General features: G+C 70.0%; 17 protein-coding genes and 1 pseudogene. 8 read left to right on the top strand and 10 right to left on the bottom strand.

The window, feature by feature from the left end; genetic code table 11:
• The first annotated feature begins 9 nt into the window (after window positions 1-9).
• The 3 genes from OG448_RS13335 to cseC are packed head-to-tail and all read left to right on the top strand — an operon-like array spanning window position 10 to window position 2704.
• On the top strand, window positions 10-615 hold the full coding sequence (locus OG448_RS13335) for a hypothetical protein (protein WP_405553780.1): 606 nt from the start codon (window positions 10-12) through the stop codon (window positions 613-615).
• A 44-nt stretch (window positions 616-659) separates the two neighbouring features.
• A complete protein-coding gene (gene cseB, locus OG448_RS13340; RefSeq protein ID WP_405553782.1) occupies window positions 660-1364 on the top strand; it encodes a two-component system response regulator CseB in 705 nt (234 codons plus the stop codon).
• 8 nt (window positions 1365-1372) lie between these two features.
• Window positions 1373-2704, top strand: coding sequence for a two-component system sensor histidine kinase CseC (gene cseC, locus OG448_RS13345; RefSeq protein WP_392212143.1), 1332 nt, complete (start codon window positions 1373-1375; stop codon window positions 2702-2704).
• Window positions 2705-2754: 50 nt separating this feature from the next.
• On the opposite strand, the gene OG448_RS13350 is transcribed toward cseC, so the two are convergent.
• The gene (locus OG448_RS13350; protein WP_405553785.1) at window positions 2755-4347 is read right to left on the bottom strand and encodes an MDR family MFS transporter; all 1593 of its coding nucleotides are present in this window, start codon (window positions 4345-4347) and stop codon (window positions 2755-2757) included.
• A gap of 122 nt (window positions 4348-4469) precedes the next feature.
• On the opposite strand from OG448_RS13350, the gene OG448_RS13355 reads away from it, so the two are divergent.
• Window positions 4470-5069 carry a TetR/AcrR family transcriptional regulator gene (locus tag OG448_RS13355; RefSeq protein WP_405553786.1) on the top strand — a complete coding sequence of 200 codons (600 nt, stop codon included), beginning with the start codon at window positions 4470-4472 and terminating at the stop codon, window positions 5067-5069.
• A gap of 66 nt (window positions 5070-5135) precedes the next feature.
• Here OG448_RS13355 and OG448_RS13360 read toward each other — a convergent pair whose 3' ends face one another.
• On the bottom strand, window positions 5136-5681 hold the full coding sequence (locus tag OG448_RS13360; RefSeq protein WP_405553788.1) for a M23 family metallopeptidase: 546 nt from the start codon (window positions 5679-5681) through the stop codon (window positions 5136-5138).
• Between the two features lie 440 nt (window positions 5682-6121).
• Here OG448_RS13360 and OG448_RS13365 point away from each other — a divergent pair, with 440 nt between their 5' ends.
• The 3 genes and pseudogenes from OG448_RS13365 (at window position 6122) to OG448_RS13375 (ending at window position 8252) form a co-directional block, all read left to right on the top strand.
• On the top strand, window positions 6122-6721 hold the full coding sequence (locus tag OG448_RS13365; protein WP_405553790.1) for an HAD family acid phosphatase: 600 nt from the start codon (window positions 6122-6124) through the stop codon (window positions 6719-6721).
• Between the two features lie 521 nt (window positions 6722-7242).
• Window positions 7243-7783 (top strand): annotated as a pseudogene (locus OG448_RS13370) (NACHT domain-containing protein); the annotation flags it as partial.
• Window positions 7784-7790: 7 nt separating this feature from the next.
• A complete protein-coding gene (locus tag OG448_RS13375; RefSeq protein ID WP_405559062.1) occupies window positions 7791-8252 on the top strand; it encodes a hypothetical protein in 462 nt (153 codons plus the stop codon).
• Between the two features lie 153 nt (window positions 8253-8405).
• Here OG448_RS13375 and OG448_RS13380 read toward each other — a convergent pair whose 3' ends face one another.
• Window positions 8406-10928: an ATP-dependent Clp protease ATP-binding subunit gene (locus OG448_RS13380; RefSeq protein ID WP_405553792.1), complete on the bottom strand. Its 2523-nt coding sequence runs from the start codon at window positions 10926-10928 to the stop codon at window positions 8406-8408.
• A gap of 430 nt (window positions 10929-11358) precedes the next feature.
• Between OG448_RS13380 and OG448_RS13385 the strand changes: the two genes are divergently transcribed.
• Window positions 11359-12012, top strand: a complete 654-nt coding sequence (locus OG448_RS13385; protein ID WP_405553794.1) for an SCO3374 family protein — start codon at window positions 11359-11361, stop codon at window positions 12010-12012.
• Here OG448_RS13385 and OG448_RS13390 read toward each other — a convergent pair.
• The 7 genes from OG448_RS13390 to nadC form a co-directional block, all read right to left on the bottom strand.
• Window positions 11991-12326 (bottom strand): Lsr2 family protein, encoded by a 336-nt coding sequence (locus tag OG448_RS13390; protein ID WP_130338348.1) that lies wholly within the window; start codon window positions 12324-12326, stop codon window positions 11991-11993. The genes OG448_RS13385 and OG448_RS13390 overlap by 22 nt on opposite strands.
• Window positions 12327-12529: 203 nt before the next feature.
• Window positions 12530-13063 (bottom strand): amino-acid N-acetyltransferase, encoded by a 534-nt coding sequence (locus tag OG448_RS13395; protein ID WP_405553796.1) that lies wholly within the window; start codon window positions 13061-13063, stop codon window positions 12530-12532.
• Window positions 13064-13072: 9 nt separating this feature from the next.
• Window positions 13073-13468, bottom strand: a complete 396-nt coding sequence (locus tag OG448_RS13400; protein ID WP_078858492.1) for a BlaI/MecI/CopY family transcriptional regulator — start codon at window positions 13466-13468, stop codon at window positions 13073-13075.
• Window positions 13469-13611: 143 nt separating this feature from the next.
• Window positions 13612-13788: a hypothetical protein gene (locus OG448_RS13405; RefSeq protein ID WP_030811235.1), complete on the bottom strand. Its 177-nt coding sequence runs from the start codon at window positions 13786-13788 to the stop codon at window positions 13612-13614.
• Between the two features lie 77 nt (window positions 13789-13865).
• Complete coding sequence (locus OG448_RS13410) at window positions 13866-14525, bottom strand: hypothetical protein (protein WP_405558787.1); 660 nt, start codon at window positions 14523-14525, stop codon at window positions 13866-13868.
• 137 nt (window positions 14526-14662) lie between these two features.
• On the bottom strand, window positions 14663-15460 hold the full coding sequence (locus OG448_RS13415; protein ID WP_030811239.1) for a type III pantothenate kinase: 798 nt from the start codon (window positions 15458-15460) through the stop codon (window positions 14663-14665).
• 5 nt (window positions 15461-15465) lie between these two features.
• Window positions 15466-16446, bottom strand: a complete 981-nt coding sequence (gene nadC, locus OG448_RS13420; protein ID WP_031182780.1) for a carboxylating nicotinate-nucleotide diphosphorylase — start codon at window positions 16444-16446, stop codon at window positions 15466-15468.

The raw sequence follows: 16446 nt of genomic DNA on the forward strand, positions 1-16446 counted from the left end.
GTACGTGCGGTGATCCTGGCGGTGGCCGGGATCGCCGCCGTCGGACTTTCCGCGACCGCCTGCGGCGCCGGTGGCACCGGGGCCCGGGACGAGGGCCCGGCGCACGCCTCCGCCGTCGCCGGCGCGGCACCCGCCTCCCCCTCCCCCAGCCCGGCGGCCGGCTACCACCGCGTGGACGCGGTGAGCATGCTCAAGCGGGACCCGGCGGTCTCGGCGGCCGTCAAGCACGAGCTGAAGCCGTGCGGCAGCGGCGACGACTACCCCGTCGACGTCTCCTACGGCGACCTGACCGACTCGGACCGCTCCGACGTCGTGGTCAACGTGCTGACCTGCGCCGACGCGGTGGGGATCGGCGCGTATGTGTACCGGGAGAGCGGGGGCTCGTACCGGAACGTGTTCAAGACCGAGGAGTCGCCGGTCTACGCGGAGATCGACCAGGGCGCGCTGACCGTGACCAAGCAGGTGTACAGCAGGGGGGACCCCATCTCCAGCCCCTCCGGCGAGGACGTCGTCCCCTATACGTGGAAGGCGGGCCGGTTCGTGCCGGGCAAGCCCGTGCACACGGACTACAGCGGGGCGGTGGGCCACGACCCGAGCCCCGTGCCCGGCGACTGACGCACGCCCCGACCACGAGGACCCACGAGGACTGAGAGCACCGGATGCCAGAGCACACCCACGTCCTGTTCGTCGAGGACGACGACGTCATCCGTGAGGCCACCCAGCTCGCCCTGGAGCGGGACGGCTTCGCGGTCACCGCCATGCCCGACGGACTGTCGGGTTTGGAGGCGTTCCGCGCCGACCGGCCCGACATCGCACTGCTGGACGTGATGGTGCCGGGGCTGGACGGGGTCAGCCTGTGCCGCCGCATCCGGGACGAGTCGACGGTGCCGGTGATCATGCTGTCGGCGCGGGCGGACTCCATCGACGTGGTGCTGGGCCTGGAGGCGGGCGCCGACGACTACGTGACCAAGCCGTTCGACGGCGCGGTGCTGGTCGCCCGCATCCGGGCGGTGCTGCGCCGCTTCGGGCACGCCGGGCTTCCGTCCGGTGCCGGGGCGGACGGCCCGGCGGACAGCGACGGGGTGCTGACCTTCGGCGAGCTGGAGGTGGACACCGAGGGCATGGAGGTGCGGCGGGCCGGGCAGCCGGTGGCGCTCACCCCGACCGAGATGCGGCTGCTGCTGGAGTTCTCCGGCGCGCCGGGCACCGTGCTCTCCCGCGACAAGCTGCTGGAGCGGGTCTGGGACTACGGCTGGGGCGGGGACACCCGCGTGGTCGACGTCCATGTGCAGCGGCTGCGGCAGAAGATCGGCCAGGACCGGATCGAGACGGTCCGCGGCTTCGGCTACAAGCTGCGGGGCTGATGGCGGTCATGCGGAGTCTCTTCGGACGTCCGGTGCGGCGGGTGGCGGGCGTCGGCCTGCGCACCGGTCTGCGATGGAAGCTGAGCGCGGCCATCGCGCTGGTCGCGGGGCTGGTGGCCATCGCGCTGAGCCTGGTCGTGCACAACGCGGCCCGGGTCTCCATGCTGGACAACGCCCGTGACCTGGCCAACCAGCGGGTCCAGCTCGCCCAGCGCAACTACGAACTCGCCGGGCGGCCCAACTTCCCCAGCATCAAGATCGACGATCCTGCCCTCCCGGCCGAGCTGCGGGCCAAGGTGGAGGAGGGGCGCCGGGCCAGTTATGTCAGCGACACGGGCAGCGGCGAGCCGGACATCTGGGCCGCGGTGCCGGTCAAGAACGGGCATGTGCTCTCGCTGCACGGCGCCTTCCCGGACAAGTCGGCGGACGTGCTGGCCGACCTCGACCAGGCGCTCCTCATCGGCTCCATCGCGGTGGTCCTCGGCGGCAGCGCGCTCGGCGTGGTGATCGGCGGCCAGCTCTCCCGGCGCCTGCGCAAGGCCGCGGCCGCCGCGAACCGGCTGGCGACCGGCGAGACCGACGTACGGGTACGGGAGGCCATCGGCGGGGTGGTCCGGGACGAGGCCGACGACCTGGCCCGCGCGGTGGACGCCATGGCGGACGCGCTGCGCCAGCGGCTGGAGGCGGAGCGGCGGGTCACGGCCGACATCGCGCACGAGCTGCGTACCCCGGTGACCGGGCTGCTCACGGCCGCCGAGCTGCTGCCGCCCGGCCGGCCCACGGAGCTGGTGCTGGACCGGGCCAAGGCCATGCGCACCCTGGTGGAGGACGTGCTGGAGGTGGCCCGGCTGGACGGGGCCTCGGAGCGGGCCGAGCTGCAGGACATCATGCTGGGCGAGTTCGTCGCCCGGCGCGTGGCGGCGAAGGACCCGGACATCGCGGTACGGGTGGTGCACGAGTCCGAGGTCACCACCGACCCGCGCCGGCTGGAGCGGGTGCTGCTCAACCTGCTGACCAACGCCGCCCGGCACGGTGAGCCGCCCATCGAGGTGACCGTCGAGGGCCGGGTGATCCGGATACGCGACCACGGCCCCGGCTTCCCCGAGGCACTCCTCGCGGAGGGCCCGCTGCGTTTCCGTACCGGCAGCGAGGACCGCGCCGGCCAGGGCCACGGCCTCGGCCTCACCATCGCCGCCGGCCAGGCCCGCGTCCTCGGCGCCCGCCTCACCTTCCGCAACATCCGCCCCCACGGCGAGGGCGCGGTGGCCGTCCTCTGGCTCCCGGAACACGCCCCGACGGCGACGGGCAGCTACACGGTGCCGCCGACCCTGCGGAGCTGAACGCCGAAAGGCCCCCCGACCGGTGGTCGGGGGGCCTTTTCAGTGGTCGGTCAGACCGCTTCGATCGCCGGCGCCGGAATCGCGTCCGTGGGCTCGGTCGACGGCTTCTGGGGGCCGCCGCGCAGCGGGACCTCCTTGACGAAGACGGCCGCGACCAGGACCACGACGGCGATGACGGAGCCGAGGAGGAACGCGGAGTGCGTGCCCGCGGACACCGCGTGCTGGTACGCCTCCCGCGCCGCGACCGGCAGCTTGGCCAGGCTGGCCGCGTCGAGCTGAGCGGACTTCTCGGTGATGCCCTTGCCCAGCGCACCGGCGCGCTCGGTCATCACGTCCTGTACCCGGTTGTTGAACAGCGCGCCCATGACGGCCACGCCGAACGAGGAGCCGAGGGTACGGAACAGGGTGGCGGAGGAGGACGCGACGCCCATGTCCTTCATCTCCACGCTGTTCTGCGCGACCAGCATGGTCACCTGCATCAGGCAGCCCATGCCCGCGCCGACCACGGCCATGTAGATCCCGGAGGTCAGCCGGGTGGTGTCCGTGTCCATCGTGGACATCAGGTACAGCCCGATGATCATCAGCACACCACCGACGACCGGGAAGACCTTGTAGCGTCCGCTGTTCGTGGTGACCCGGCCCGCGACCATCGAGGTCACCAGCATCGCGCCGAGCATCGGCAGGAGCAGCAGCCCGGAGTTGGTGGCGGAGGCGCCCTGCACGGCCTGCTGGTACAGCGGCAGGAAGAGCGTCGCGCCGAACATCACGAAGCCGGTGACGAAGCCGATGAGGGACATCAGGGTGAAGTTGAGGCTCTTGAAGATGTGCAGCGGCAGCACCGGCTCGGCGGCCTTGGTCTGCCAGAACACGAACCCGACCAGCGAGACCACACCGAGGGCGGTCAGCTCCATGATCCGCGCGGAGGTCCAGGCGTACTCGGTGCCGCCCCACGTGGTGACCAGCACGATCGCGGTGATACCGACGGTCAGCAGGACCACGCCGAGGTAGTCGATGCCCGCCTTGGCCCGCTTCTTCGGCAGGTGCAGCACGGCCGAGACCAGCGCCAGCGCGAACGCGCCGAGCGGCAGGTTGATGTAGAAGGTCCAGCGCCAGCCCCAGTTGTCGGTGATGGTGCCACCGACCAGCGGGCCGCCGATCATCGCCAGCGCCATGACGCCGGCCATCATGCCCTGGTACTTGCCCCGCTCACGCGGCGGGATCAGGTCGCCGATGATCGCCATGACGCCGACCATCAGACCACCGGCGCCCAGACCCTGGACGGCCCGGAACGCGATCAGCTCGCCCATGCCCTGGGCCATGCCGCTCAGCGCGGAGCCGATCAGGAAGATCACGATCGAGCCGAGGAAGGCGCCCTTGCGCCCGTACATGTCACCGATCTTGCCCCAGACGGGGGTCGAGGCCGCGGTGGCGAGGGTGTACCCCGTCACGACCCAGGACAGGTGCTCGAGCCCGCCCAGGTCGCCCACGATGGTGGGCATCGCGGTGCCCACGATCATGTTGTCCAGCATCGCCAGCATCATGGCGATCATGAGCGCGAGCAGGACCACTCGTACGCTCTTCGGCTGCTTCTCCTGCTGCTCGGGCTCCGCCTGGCCCGCGTTGGCCGTCTGCGTGTCCGCCATTTCTCCCACTCCCCCTGGCGGCTGCTACTTACTTGCCGCCCGGCTAGTTCACTATGCTGGAAGGTAGCCTGCTACTAGCCGGGCGTCAAGTAAGTTTCCGCGGGAGCGGGGGGAGTACGAGGATGGGCGACACCATGGACGGCACCAAGCAGCAGCGCCGCGGGAACACCCGCCAGCGCATCCAGGACGTCGCGCTCGAACTCTTCGCGGAGCAGGGGTACGAGAAGACCTCCCTGCGCGAGATCGCGGAGCACCTCGATGTCACCAAGGCGGCTCTCTACTACCACTTCAAGACCAAGGAAGAGATCATCGTCAGTCTCTTCGCGGATCTGACGCAGCCGATCGAGGACCTGATCGAGTGGGGCCGCAGCCAGCCGCACACCCTTCAGACCAAGCAGGAGATCGTACGGCGCTACAGCGCGGCGCTGGCCGGGGCGCAGCCGCTCTTCCGGTTCATGCAGGAGAACCAGGCGACGGTGCGGGAACTGCGCATCGGGGACACGTTCAAGGAACGCATGAAGGGCCTCAGGGACATCATCATCGATCCCGAGGCCGAGCTGGTGGACCAGGTCCGCTCGATCAGCGCGCTCTTCACGCTGCACGCCGGCATGTTCGTGATGGCGGACCTGGAAGGCGACCCCGAGAAGAAGCGCGAAGCGGTTCTCGAAGTCGCCGTGGATCTGGTGACGCAGGCGCACGAGGGCGCCCGCGGCAGGCAGTAGTCCGGACATCCATGGTCCGGACTACCGGCGGTGGCCCGTGAGGGCCGGGGGGCGGTGGCCCAGGGCTCAGACGTGGACGCCGTGGGACCGCAGGAAGGTGACCGGGTTGACGGCCGAGCCGTAGTTCGGCGTGTTACGGATCTCGAAGTGCAGGTGCGGGCCGGTGGAGTTACCGGTGCTGCCCGACTTGGCTATGTGCTGGCCGGTCTTGACGACCTGGCCGATCTTGACGTCGACACGGGACAGGTGGGCGTACTGCGAGTACAGACCGTTGCCGTGCTTGATGACGATGGCGTTGCCGTACGCGGGGCCGTCACCGGCGCCGTTGGGGCCGGCCTTGACGACGGTGCCGCCGTGGGCCGCGAGGACCTCGGTGCCGGTGGGCACCGCGAAGTCCTGACCGCTGTGCTTGTGCGCCCAGTGGCTGCCGCCCTGGTCGAAGCTGGCGGAGAGGGTGTACTTCTTCACCGGGTCGACCCAGGAGGTCGCGGAGGCGGAGGCGGCGCTGGCAACCCCGCCACCCAGCACGGCCGCGGCGCCGACACCGGCGGCCAGGACGGCCACGCGAGTGCGGAGCGCGGACGTACGGACAGACGTGGAACGCTTGAACATCGATACCTCGTGAACTCGGAGACAGAGAGCCACCCGGCGTACGGATGTTTCACCGTGTGCCGGGCGGGACTCCACATTGGTAACCCCTCACCCCATCCGGGTTCAAAGGGCCCATCTACGGCATGAGGTAGTAGAAGTATCCGAAATCGGTCATCTCTTGACAGGCCAGGCAACCCGGAGCCACCAGGCGGTACGGCCTGCCGGTATCACTCAGGGTTTCGATGTGTACGTCAGGGTTTGTACCGGTTTGCAATACCACTATCCCGGCTAGTACCGGACATTTCGCCTGTGCGGCATGTCACCGGCGGGCCGAGTCCGGGACTCCATAAATGTGACGCGCGCCTCTAGCAACCTACCGTCCGGTAACCCTACGGTTCCCCTCGCGCCACCCGCTCCGCAGAGCATGCACTGCACCGTACGGACGCGAGAGGACCCCCTTCATGACCAGACGCCCCTGGGCGCGCCGGACCGCCGCCGTCGCCGTCTCCACCGCCGCGCTCACCGCGCTCGCCACCCCCGCCGAGGCCGCCACCCCGGCCACCGCCGCCGCCGTCGACTACGCCACCTGGCAGCAGGACTGCGGGCGGGTGATGGACGAGGCCCTCCCCTACATCCAAAGCCGCGCGGCCGCCGGCGCCACCGAGAAGCAGGCCATCGTCCTGGACGTGGACAACACCACCCTGGAGACCGACTTCGGCTTCCAGTACCCGCAGCCCGCCAACCGCCCGGTCCTGAAGGTCGCCCAGTACGCCCAGGACCACGGCGTCGCCCTCATCTTCGTCACCGCGCGCCCCGGCATCCTGCACTGGCCCACGTCCTACAACCTCGAACACGACGGCTACCGCGTCACCGACCTCCGCGTACGCGGTCTCGCCGACCTCTTCAAGGACGTCGCCGCCTACAAGACCGCCCAGCGGGCCGACATCGAACGCCAGGGCTACACGATCATCGCCAACATCGGCAACAGCGCGTCGGACCTGAGCGGCGGGCACGCGGAGAGGACGTTCAAACTCCCGGACTACGACGGGCAGTTGTCCTGACCTGACCCGAATTTCCTGGCTAGGCTCCATCCCGACGACGGGGGTGACGGATGGAGCCGACGGCCATCGGCGGCAAGGTGGCCTCCGGGCTGCTCGCCTCGCTGCTGAAGAAGGTGTTCCCGGCGGACGGCCCCGGCGCCGGGCTGGTCCCGAAGCCCGTGCGGCTGAGCGGCCGGGTCTCCCTCGGCGGGGAGAAGCGGCACCTGGGCGGGCCGCCCCGGAGTCCGACGGGCTCTCCGCCGACGCCCGCCTGTTCCTGGACGGGTCACCGAGTGGGCCTGCGGCCAGATCCTCGATTTCTTCAGCCGCCGCTCCACCTTCGTGGCCGGACGGTCGTCGAACAGAGCCGCGCGCAGGCCCGTACGGTCGCCGGGGTCGAGGAGTTGCTGGTCCGGACCCGCAGCTCCCGATACCCGGGACCGCGACTTCGAGAGCAACTGCCGTCCCCCGCACGGTTCCTGACGGCCGTCGGCTGCCCGCGCGACGGGGCTCAGCCGGACGGGTGGGAGTACCGGGTACTGGCCGCGTACCGGGCCCAGTTGCTCGACGCGGTCCGCACGAAGCCGGACTTGGGGCGCCTTGCCACCAACCCCCTGATGTGCGGCCTGATCTGCGCGCTGCACCGTGACCGCCGGGGTTATCTCCCGCACGGCCGCAAGGAGTTGTACGAGTCGGCCCTCTCCATGCTGCTCACGCGCCGCGACCGGGAACGGGACATGGCCGTCCCGGAGTTGAGCGAGGAACCCCAACTCCAGCTTTGCAAAGGCTGGCGTACTGGCTGATCCGCAACGGCCGCACCGAACTCGATGGGACCGCGCGGAATCCATCATCACGGAGGGCCTGCCGTCGGTGCCGGCGGCGTCGACGCTGGGGGATGCGGCGGCCGTACTACGCCATTTCCTCATCCGCACCGGCCTGTTGCTCACCCCGGCCCCCGACACCCTCCACTTCGTCCACCGCACCTTCCAGAACTACCTGGGCGCGCGAGCCGCCGTAGAGGCAGGCGACTTCGGCTTGTTGGCCGAGCACGCGTGTGACGACCAGTGGTCCGACGTCATCCGCACGGGCGGTGCCGCTGTCGAAGCGGTACGTCGACCATCCTTCGTCCCGGGTGCGATTCCACCTGATGCCGGCCTGGGACCGCTTCGACCCAGCCGGATATGCCGACGAAGTGCTTGCTCAAATGGACACCCAGGACTTTCTCGTCAGGGTGTCCTCTCCCGAGACCTTGTGTGCTCTTCCTCGGCTCGGTCCGCGACCTCGACTGGCATTCGCGGGTCCGCGCCGCCTGGCAGACATCATCCGAGCGCTTCCGGAAGGGGTACGAAAGATCAGTCTGTCGAAGAATCCATTGCTTCAGGATCTGCGATCACTCACCACCCAGGGCTCCCGCGATCAAGTCAGTCTTTCGGCTTGTCCGGAGTTGGCCGGCCTCTCCCCGCTGGTCGATCTGGGGCTCACCGAGTTGTATCTGCACGGTCTGGACGGCGTCTCCGGACCAGACCGCCTCACGACCTTGCGAGACCGGTAGCAGTCCTGGACACGAGTGCGTATGACCAGGACTTCCCGGACCTTGAGAGATAACGACCTCGCGGCCCCATGACGTCGCCCTCTGAAAAACACCGAAAGGGACCGGCGCCCAAAGGCACCGGTCCCTTTCGGACCTACGCGAACCCCCGGAGGGCTACGCGTCCTTGCTCAGGTTCGGACCGCCGCCCGCCGCCTGCTCGATCGGCGGGGCGTCCGGGAGGGCGGCCTTTTCCTCGCCGCGGAAGGTGAAGGTCTGGTTCTCGCCCTCGCCCTCCGTGTCGACGACCACGATGTGACCGGGACGCAGCTCGCCGAAGAGGATCTTCTCCGAGAGGGTGTCCTCGACCTCGCGCTGGATCGTGCGACGCAGCGGACGCGCACCCAGCACCGGGTCGTAACCCTTCTTGGCGAGGAGCTCCTTGGCGGACTGGGAGAGCTCGAGGCCCATGTCCCGGTCCTTGAGGCGCTCGTCCACCTTGCCGACCATCAGGTCGACGATCCGGAGGATGTCCGCCTGGGTGAGCTGCGGGAAGACGACCACGTCGTCGACGCGGTTGAGGAACTCGGGACGGAAGTGCTGCTTCAGCTCGTCCGACACCTTGTTCTTCATGCGCTCGTAGTTGGTCTTCGTGTCGCCGGAGGCGGCGAAGCCCAGGTTGAAGCCCTTGGAGATGTCCCGCGTGCCGAGGTTGGTCGTCATGATGATGACCGTGTTCTTGAAGTCCACGACCCGGCCCTGGGAGTCGGTCAGACGACCGTCCTCCAGGATCTGCAGCAGCGAGTTGAAGATGTCCGGGTGGGCCTTCTCGACCTCGTCGAAGAGGACGACGGAGAACGGCTTGCGGCGCACCTTCTCGGTGAGCTGGCCACCCTCCTCGTAACCCACGTAACCGGGGGGCGAGCCGAAGAGCCGCGAGACCGTGTGCTTCTCGCTGAACTCCGACATGTCGAGGGAGATCAGCGCGTCCTCGTCACCGAAGAGGAACTCGGCGAGCGCCTTGGACAGCTCGGTCTTACCGACACCGGACGGACCGGCGAAGATGAACGAGCCACCGGGACGCTTCGGGTCCTTCAGGCCGGCACGGGTACGGCGGATCGCCTTGGACAGCGCCTTGACGGCGTCGACCTGGCCGATGACCCGCTTGTGCAGCTCCTCCTCCATGCGGAGCAGGCGGCTGGACTCCTCCTCGGTCAGCTTGAAGACCGGGATGCCCGTGGCCGTGGCGAGGACCTCGGCGATCAGCTCGCCGTCGACCTCGGCGACGACGTCCATGTCGCCGGCCTTCCACTCCTTCTCCCGCTTGGCCTTGGCGGCAAGGAGCTGCTTCTCCTTGTCGCGCAGGGAGGCGGCCTTCTCGAAGTCCTGCGAGTCGATCGCGGACTCCTTGTCCCGGCGGACACCGGCGATCTTCTCGTCGAACTCGCGGAGGTCCGGCGGCGCGGTCATCCGGCGGATGCGCATCCGGGAACCGGCCTCGTCGATCAGGTCGATCGCCTTGTCCGGCAGGAAGCGGTCCGAGATGTACCGGTCGGCCAGGGTGGCGGCCTGGACCAGCGCCTCGTCGGTGATGGAGACGCGGTGGTGCGCCTCGTACCGGTCGCGCAGGCCCTTGAGGATCTCGATCGTGTGCGGCAGCGACGGCTCCGCGACCTGGATCGGCTGGAAGCGGCGCTCGAGGGCCGCGTCCTTCTCCAGGTGCTTGCGGTACTCGTCCAGCGTGGTGGCACCGATGGTCTGGAGCTCACCGCGGGCCAGCATCGGCTTGAGGATGGAGGCGGCGTCGATCGCGCCCTCGGCGGCGCCCGCACCGACCAGCGTGTGCAGCTCGTCGATGAACAGGATGATGTCGCCGCGGGTGCGGATCTCCTTGAGCACCTTCTTCAGGCGCTCCTCGAAGTCACCGCGGTAACGGGAGCCGGCCACCAGGGCACCGAGGTCCAGGGTGTAGAGGTGCTTGTCCTTGAGGGTCTCGGGCACCTCACCCTTGACGATGGCCTGGGCGAGGCCCTCGACGACGGCGGTCTTGCCGACGCCGGGCTCACCGATCAGCACCGGGTTGTTCTTCGTACGGCGGGACAGCACCTGCATGACCCGCTCGATCTCCTTCTCGCGCCCGATGACCGGGTCGAGCTTGGTTTCACGAGCGGCCTGGGTGAGGTTCCGGCCGAACTGGTCCAGGACGAGGGAGGTCGAGGGGGTGCCCTCGGCCGGGCCGCCTGCGGCCGCGGTCTCCTTGCCCTGGTAACCGGAGAGCAACTGGATGACCTGCTGGCGCACCCGGTTGAGGTCTGCGCCCAGCTTGACCAGGACCTGGGCGGCGACGCCCTCGCCCTCACGGATCAGGCCGAGCAGGATGTGCTCGGTGCCGATGTAGTTGTGGCCGAGCTGAAGGGCCTCGCGGAGCGAAAGCTCCAGGACCTTCTTGGCACGGGGGGTGAAGGGGATGTGGCCGGACGGGGCCTGCTGGCCCTGACCGATGATCTCCTCCACCTGCTGACGGACCGCCTCAAGCGAAATGCCGAGGCTCTCCAGGGCCTTAGCGGCGACACCTTCACCCTCGTGGATGAGACCCAGGAGGATGTGCTCGGTGCCGATGTAGTTGTGGTTGAGCATCCGGGCTTCTTCCTGAGCCAGGACGACAACCCGCCGCGCGCGGTCGGTGAACCTCTCGAACATCGTTAATCGCTCCTCAGAGCGGTCAGGCAGTGGGGGGAACTTCCCCTCCCTGTCCTTCCGCAGCTTAGTCCCGCAAGCGGGGACCGCTCATTCCAACTGCCGACACCGTCGATGGCCTCCTGACCCCGAACGCCGACATCTGCTCCAACTCGATGGTGCGAGACGATGTTCCCGCAGGCCAGGCAGTTACCCCACTCGCCGTTCCGCCGATGGCGAACGTGAGACGGCCTTTCCTGCGTGTCGCCCCCTCCCACTAGGCATGTCTTACCCGCGGTGACGGGCGGTCCATGCCGCGCGCACCCTTTCCCTCCGCTATGGGCGAACAACCTCACGACTCCGGGTGCGCCCCTGCGCTCCCCCTCGGCGCACACAACGTGACCGTCCGGACGCTCAGCGTAACTCTTGGGGTGCTTCGGCGGTTGCACCTGGCATGGCTGGCTCAATTCCCCCGGCATCCTCCCCGGCGTCGTCCGCGCCGCCCTTCCCGCGCCCGAGGCGTCCGCTCGGCCCGCCCCCCGAGGCGGCGGCCCGGCACTGGTACGAACGCGTGCTGGGCTGGGCGACGGCGCCGGGGACGCCGCTGCGGCTGGTGACGGGAGTGCGCTTCGACGTGCTGGACGTCCCGGCCGAGGCGGGGGCGGTGGCGCTCAGGCATCTGGCGCCGGAGTCCCCGGTGGTCCTCATGGGCGGCCGGATGCGGCTGCTGGTGGCCGCGGGCAGCGCGGAGGAGCTGCCGGGGCTGCTCGACTGGCTGGAGTGGGGGGCGCTGGCGCTGGACCTGCGGGCGCTGGGCGCCGGGGGCCTGACGGAGGCGCCCGCGCAGCCCGTGCGGGCCGTGGGCGCGGCGGTACCGCGGCCGGGCGTCGGGGCCTTGCAGGGGGCCGCCGTATGGCTGCGGCCCCCCGAGCCGGGGCGCGATATGGAGGCGGCGCTGCCCGCGCTGCCGTCCTTCGAGGGCGTCAAGGGTGCCCCCGACCTCGTACGGCTGGTGGACACCGTGGCGGCGCAGTGCCATCGGGTCCGGCTGCGGCGGGGCGCCGGGCCCCGTTCGCGGGGGCGTGATCAGCCGTTGGCCTTCTCGTAGGCCTCGCGGATGGACGCGGGAACGCGGCCGCGGTCGTTCACGTCGTAGCCGTTCTCCTTGGCCCAGGCGCGGATGGCCGCGGTGTCCTGGTTGCCACCGGAAGCGGCGCGGGCCTTGCCGCGGCCACCGGAGGAACGGCCACCGGTACGCCGGCCGCCCTTCACATACGCGTCGAGAAGGCCGCGCAGCTTGTCCGCATTGGCGGTCGTGAGGTCGATCTCGTACGTCTTGCCGTCCAACGCGAACGTCACGGTCTCGTCAGCCTCGCCGCCGTCGAGGTCGTCGACAAGAAGGACCTGAACCTTCTGTGCCACGGGATTTCCTTTCATCGAAAACGTGAGGGCGGGGAGGTCCGCAGCGTACGCCGTTTAGCCGCCCCTGTTATATGCAGTGCAGCAGTACGCCGGAAAGCAAACCGCTTTTGCCGGAAAAACACAAACCCTCGGGGAGAGGCCCCACGCCCTCTCGCGTCCGGAAACGTGCGCGTTTCGGACATAGGGAACCGGGGCATTGGCGATCACAGATGCAGAAGCATCCGGCTGTTGCCCAAGGTGTTGGGTTTCACTCGTTCGAGACCGAGGAACTCCGCGACGCCCTCGTCATAGGAGCGCAACAGCTCCGCGTACACATCGGGGTCGACCGGTGTCTCACCGATCTCCACGAAGCCGTGCTTGGTGAAGAAGTCGACTTCGAAGGTCAGACAGAAAACCCGGCGAACGCCGAGCCGGCGCGCGGTGTCGAGCAACTTCCCCAGCAGCCGGTGGCCCACTCCGGCGCCCTTGAGGGCGGGGTTCACCGCGAGAGTGCGGACTTCCGCGAGGTCTTCCCACATGACGTGCAAGGCGCCACAGCCGACGACCTCGGCGTTGTCGTCGCGTTCCGCGACCCAGAACTCCTGGATGTCCTCGTAAAGGGTGACCGTGGCTTTGTCGAGCAGGATGCGGTCACGCGAGTAGGCGTCGAGGAGTCGGCGGACAGCGGGAACATCGCTGGTCCGGGCACGCCGGACGGTGACGGCATTCGCGGAGACTTCGGGGCTCTTCGCTGACATGAGCGGACGCTATCGCCCGCCGGTCTCCTCCGCCGAACCGGGGTTCTCGCGCGTTTGCGGCCCTTGGACGATACGGATGGCGTCGCTGAGGGCCTGGCGCTGTTCCTCGCTCATCATCCCGAAGAACGCGACGAGAGCGGCGGCCGGGTTGTCGCTCTGCGACCAGGCGTCGTTCATGAGCGCGGCCGCGTAGGCGGCTCTGGTGGAGACGGCCTCATATCGATAGGCACGCCCTTCCGCCTCACGGCGGACCCAGCCCTTCTGATGGAGATTGTCCAAAACCGTCATGACGGTGGTGTACGCGATCGAGCGTTCCTGCTGGATGTCTTCCAGGACTTCCCGGACGGTCACCGGGCGGTTCCACTTCCACACCCGTGACATGACGGCGTCTTCGAGATCTCCCAGGGGACGAGGCACAAAGCAAATAATAGTGGGAGATCCCGCCGAAGCGGTGCCGACGTGCGCGTTCACCGCGAAGGCGAACAAAAAGGGCGCACGGCCTACAGGCCGTGCGCCCTGAGATGGCGCGGAAGGGGTGCGGGGGTGGCTCAGGCGTCGCCGTGGGCGGCCTGGCGGGCGTTCTCCGCGCGGGCGAGGGCGGCGTCGACGGCCGCGTCCTCCTTGCCCTTGGCCGCCCCGCCCTGAGTCTTGACGATCACCCGGACCACCCCGATGAAGAGGGCGGCCATGACGAAGGGGGGCACCAGCGCGGAGACGTAGTCCATGGCTCCAGAGTAGCCACGCGGGGCGGCCGGGCCGGGGCGGGGTGGGCCTTATGTCCTCCCCGCCCCATAGGGCCAGGTCAGCCCGCGGCGAGGTGGTGGGCGCGGTCCTGGCCGGCGGGCGGCGACTGCGGTTTGCGGCGCGGGAAGACCTCGCCGGGGGTGGGGACGGGGCGCTTGGGGGCGGCCGGTGCGGCGGGGCCCTCGCCGGGGCGCGGGGCCGGGGGCCGGGCGGGCTCCTCCGCGGGCTTCTGAGGGGCTTCCCCGGACTCGTCGGCCCCGGTGGGCCCGGAGTCCTCCGCGCCGCCCGGGAGGGCCAGCAGACGGGCGCGGGAGGGCGGTGCGGCGGGCGCGGGGACGGTGGGCGTGCCCGTGGCGAAGCGGGCGCGGACGCTTTGCCCGACCAGGCCCTGACAGTGGGCCAGCAGGGCGGCGGCCAGCGGGTTGCCGCGCAGTGCGCGCAGCGCGGCGAGGTCGTCCGGGGCGGGCCGGTGCCCGGCGCCGAGCGCCTCCTGGAGCAGGGCTAGGTAGCCGGCCGCGGTGCCGGGCAGGGCGGCTCGGTAGCGGCCCAGGTCGGCCAGGAGGAAGGCGCGCAGGCGAGCCGCTTCGTCCAGTGCCTCGTCGACCGACTCGGCGAGGCGGAAGCAGTCCTGCACGTCCTCGGCACAGGCCGTGCCGGGGTGGAGGGCGAGGGCGAGGGCGCGGCGGAGCACACGCAGCTCCTCCGCGCCGAACACCATGCCGCCGCGAGTTCCGTATGGCGTGGGCATGCGGCGACGCTACCGCTAATCGGACAAAAGCTACAGAATGGGACGTGTTGTAACGCGTGTCGGACCCAGGGTTCCCCCGCCCGGCCCTGAGTCCCACGCGCGCCCGGCTACCTGCGCGGCACGTTGCGCTCGTAGACCAGTCGCAGGCCGATCAGGGTGAGCCAGGGCTGGTGCTCGTCGATCACCGAGGACTCGCCCAGCACCATCGGCGCCAGACCGCCGGTGGCGATCACGGTGACGTCGTCGGGGTCGTCGGCCAGCTCGCGTGCCATCCGGCCGACCACGCCGTCCACCTGGCCGGCGAAGCCGTAGACGATGCCCGACTGCATGGCCTCGACGGTGCTCTTGCCGATCACGTTGCGCGGGCGGGCCACCTCGATCTTGCGGAGCTGCGCGGCCTTGACGCCGAGCGCCTCCACCGAGATCTCGATGCCGGGGGCGATGACCCCGCCGACGTACTCCCCGCGCGCGGAGATCGCGTCGAAGGTGGTCGCGGTGCCGAAGTCGACCACGATCGCCGGGCCGCCGTACAGCTCGTTGGCGGCGACCGTGTTGATGATGCGGTCGGCGCCGACCTCCTTGGGGTTGTCGAACTGGACCGGCACCCCGGTCTTGACGCCGGGCTCGACCAGCACCGCGGGCACGTCGCCGTAGTAGCGGCGGGTGACCTCGCGCAGCTCGTGCAGCACCGACGGCACCGTGGCGCAGATGGCGATGCCGTGGATGCCGTCGCCCAGTTCCTCGCCGAGCAGCGGGTGCGTGCCCATCAGGCCCTGGAGCAGCACCGCCAGCTCGTCGGCCGTGCGGCGCGGGTCGGTGGACACGCGCCAGTGCTCGACGATGTCCTCGCCGTCGAAGAGACCGAGGACGGTGTGGGTGTTGCCGACGTCGATCGTGAGCAGCATCCGGGTCACTCCGCCGGGCGCAGGTCCAGGCCGATGTCGAGCACCGGCGAGGAGTGGGTGAGGGCGCCGACGGCCAGGAAGTCCACGCCGGTGTCGGCGTAGGCGCGGGCGTTCTCCAGGGTGAGCCGCCCGGACGCCTCCAGCTCGGCGCGGCCGGCCGTGAGGGTGACGGCCTCGGCGCACTCGCCGGGGGTGAAGTTGTCCAGCAGGATCAGGTCGGCGCCCGCCTCGACGGCCTCGTGGAGCTGGTGCAGGGTGTCGACCTCGACCTCGACGGGGAGGTCCGGGAAGGTCTCCCGTACGGCCTTGAACGCCTCGGCCACACCGCCCGCGGCGAGGACGTGGTTGTCCTTGACCAGGGCGGCGTCGGAGAGCGACATGCGGTGGTTGACGCCGCCGCCGCAGCGCACCGCGTACTTCTCCAGCGAGCGCAGGCCGGGGGTGGTCTTGCGGGTGTCGCGCACGCGCGTGCGGCTGCCCTCCAGCACGTCGGCCCACGCGCGCGTGGCGGACGCGATGCCGGACATGCGGCCCAGGATGTTCAGGGCGCTGCGCTCGGCGGTGAGCAGGTCGCGGGTGCGGGTGGTGACCGACAGCAGGCGCTGGCCGGCCTCGATCAGGTCGCCGTCCTCGACGTGCCGCTCGACCTCGAACTCGTCCTCGCAGACCACGGAGAGCACGGCCTCGGCGACGCGCAGGCCCGCGACCACGCCGGCCTCGCGGGCGACGAAGTCGGCGGTGGCCACCGCGTCCTCGGGGATGGTCGCCACGGTGGTCACGTCGACGCCGCCGGCCAGGTCCTCCTGGACGGTGACGTTGGCGATGTCCTCGATCTCGACGGGGTCGAGCCCGGACTCGGCCAGCAGCGCGGCCAGCGCGGGGTCGAGGCCGCACTCCAGTTGCTCTTCGCCCTCCTCGTCCGCGCCACAGGCGCAGCCGTCGCCGCAGCCGCCGGTCGGGGCGAGGGGAAGGTCGTCGGTGCTCAC

It is taken from the genome of Streptomyces sp. NBC_01171, from assembly GCF_045039805.1.
In the GTDB taxonomy this organism is placed as follows: Bacteria; Actinomycetota; Actinomycetes; order Streptomycetales; family Streptomycetaceae; genus Streptomyces.